Source organism: Klebsiella sp. HN106 (genome assembly GCF_051209435.1).
GTDB lineage: Bacteria > Pseudomonadota > Gammaproteobacteria > Enterobacterales > Enterobacteriaceae > Klebsiella > Klebsiella oxytoca.
Window position 1 is genome coordinate 1 of sequence record NZ_JBLURD010000050.1, and the last position, 2818, is coordinate 2818.

At 51.3% G+C, this 2818-nt stretch carries 3 protein-coding genes and 1 pseudogene; 1 reads left to right on the forward strand and 3 read right to left on the reverse strand.

Annotated features, from left to right (window positions below; translation table 11 throughout):
- Positions 1–646: integrase core domain-containing protein (locus tag ACSIPU_RS30135; protein ID WP_263955493.1), on the forward strand; the 646-nt coding region annotated here is incomplete at its 5' end.
- Positions 647–694: 48 nt separating this feature from the next.
- Here the strand turns inward: ACSIPU_RS30135 and ACSIPU_RS30140 are convergent.
- The 3 genes and pseudogenes from ACSIPU_RS30140 to ACSIPU_RS30150 all read right to left on the reverse strand — a co-directional run.
- Positions 695–1552 (reverse strand): class A beta-lactamase LAP-2, encoded by an 858-nt coding sequence (locus tag ACSIPU_RS30140; protein ID WP_012477595.1) that lies wholly within the window; start codon positions 1550–1552, stop codon positions 695–697.
- A gap of 64 nt (positions 1553–1616) precedes the next feature.
- A pseudogene (locus ACSIPU_RS30145) lies at positions 1617–2690 on the reverse strand (penicillin-binding transpeptidase domain-containing protein); the annotation flags it as partial.
- A 36-nt stretch (positions 2691–2726) separates the two neighbouring features.
- Positions 2727–2818, reverse strand: a 92-nt coding sequence (locus tag ACSIPU_RS30150) for a hypothetical protein (protein WP_370447373.1), incomplete at its 5' end; no start/stop codon positions are given.

A 2818-nucleotide genomic window follows, 5' to 3' on the forward strand; every position in this document is an offset into this window, starting at 1 on the left:
TGACCTGCCGACGTATGGTTATCGCCGTGTGTGGGCGCTGCTGCGACGGGAGTCGGAGCGGGACGGCCTGCCTGTGGTTAATGCAAAGCGGGTGTATCGCATTATGAGAACGCATAATCTGCTTCTTGAACGTAAACCCGCTGATCCTTGCCGTAAGCGGGCCCATAAGGGGCGCGTAGCAGTAGCGGAAAGTAACCGGCGCTGGTGCTCAGATGGCTTTGAGTTCCGCTGTGATAATGGCGAAAAGCTGCGGGTGACCTTCGCGCAGGACTGCTGCGACAGGGAGATCATTGACTGGGCAGCGAGCACCGGAGGCTATGACAAAGAAACGGTGCAGGATGTCATGCTGGGTGCGGTGGAAAAACGCTTCGGAAGGCAGTTGCCAACAGTGCCGGCGTTCGCCCGGTTGCTGGGACTGGAGCCTTGTACGACAGCAGTGCGAAGCCCGGAAAGCAATGGCATAGCAGAAAGCTTCGTGATGACGATAAAACGGGACTACATCAGCATCATGCCGAAACCGGACAGCGAGGCAGCGGTGATGAATCTGGCGGTGGCGTTCAGTCATTACAACGAACATCATCCGCATAGTGCACTGGGATATCGCTCACCACGGGAATATATACGCAGGAAGTTATCGCAACCGTAAGAGAGCAAAAACGTCTGGATATATAGGGTCAAATCCACTGTAAATATATTACCAGTTCTTAATTACTGAATCTCCGATCCCTGCAATATGCTCGTTGAGTTCATTCATAGATGAATGAGTATTTGTAATATACAGGACTACTATACGAGATGGCTTGCCTCCGGGGCCCAACAGTGCAACGATGCCCCGAGATCCGTGATCACCTGCTCCTGTTTTATCCGCTATCATCCAGCCAGCTGGCAGTACAGAGCGGAACAGAGGCCCGCCGACTTTATCTTCCTGCATCCAGCTTATTAATTTTTTTCGAGATTTTTCTGTAAGTACACTTTCGTTTAACAATTTTTGTAGCGTTTGAGCCATCGCTGCCGGAGTGGTGGTATCACGCTCATCGCCAGGCTTCGCCTCATTAAGGCTGGGTTCGTGTCGATCAAGCCTTGTATAACTATCACCAGTGCTACGCAGAAAATGAGTTAATCCCTCCGGCCCGCCAATAGTTGATAGCAATAAATTTGCAGCAGTGTTATCACTGGTGGTAATGGCAGCATTGCATAACTCAGAAACCGTCATTCCATCTGCAATGTGCTGACTGGTTAGTGGAGAATAGTCGTCCAGGTCATGCTTATTATAGGTAATTCGGCGTTCAAGTTGTTCAAGCCCTTTATCAACACGTACTAATATTGCTCCACATAACAAAACTTTGAATGTGCTCATCATAGGAAAACGTTCTTCACGGCGATGACTACTCAGAACCTTCCCGGATAAAAAGTCTATTTCAGTAAAACCAACCCGACCTTTGATATGGTCTTCTGTGCTTTGTATTGTATCAGTAACATTGACTGGTGTAGATAATGCTGGAGTACACATTCCAGCCAGTAAAGAGATTATAATAAGGCGGATCTTTTTCATATTAATATCCTTTTTAAAATTAAGTTAAGTAATAATAGATAAATAATGAGTAAACAGGCTCTGTTCAGCCGGACTGTCGGTGTACCACCGGAGCACGTAAAGCATCCGGTGCAATCTTCAGCCGGGTAAGCACCGGACCGATAATCTGGCCGAAGACAGGCGCCGCCACTGAGCCACCAAAATGCTGTCCCGCTTTGGGATTGTTAATAACCACAACCAGTGCCACTTCAGGACGGCTCGCCGGCGCGACGCCTGCCGTATAGGTAATATGCCCCCCGTCATATTTTCCACCGGCACCTAACTTCTCTGCGGTTCCGGTTTTTATTGCCAGACGGTAGCCCGGTACAGCTGCCCTTACGCCACTTCCGCCGGGTAACACATCACTTTCCATCATTCTGATTACAGCATCGGCAAGCTTCGGGTCCGCCACCTGCTCACCGTACACCGGCGCGGATAACCGTGTAACGGATAACGGATGATAAACGCCACAGGCCCCGAGAGTGGCATAGGCTCTGGCTAACTGGAGCGGGGTTACCCGGAGGCCGTAGCCAAAAGCGAAGGTGGCGCGCTCAATATCAGCCCATCGATGGCGACTGAACGGAAAGTAACCAGTACTTTCACCGGGAAGGCCCAGCCCTGTCGGTTTTCCCAGCCCGAAGGATGAATACGTTTTTACCAGCGCATCCGAAGGCATCGCCAGGGCAATATGTGAAACTCCGGTATCACTGGATTTCTGAAGTATGCCGGTCGGCGTCAGCGCCGGCCAGTATCCCACGTCCCGGATAAGATGGCCGTCAACCCTGAACGGCCTTGTGTCAAGAAGCGTGCTGCTGCTGATAATATGGCGGCGCAGGCCTTCAAGAATGACGAAGGGTTTAACCGTTGAACCCGGCTCAAAGCTGTCATTAATCGCCACGTTACGCATTTCAGCGGAAGTGGCACCGGAAAAACGGTTGGGATTAAACGACGGATAGGATGCCATAGCCAGAATTTCGCCGGTGTTTACGCTGACAAGCACCGCAGCGCCTGACTGGGCGTGATGTTGCTCGACCCCCTCCCTTAACCGGCTGTAAACAATATACTGAAGCACACTGTCAATACTCAGCCTGATCGCCGGTGCAGTTTCCGGAGCGTCATACTGGGGGAGCCCGCAGAATTCGGAAAAAATCGTACGCTAAGGTTTTCCGGGCATCCGTAAGGGCCGAAACTTCCCGTCTTCCAGTCTGCGGCTCTGCCGCCAGACGTAATCGCCGGTTAGGTTGATGT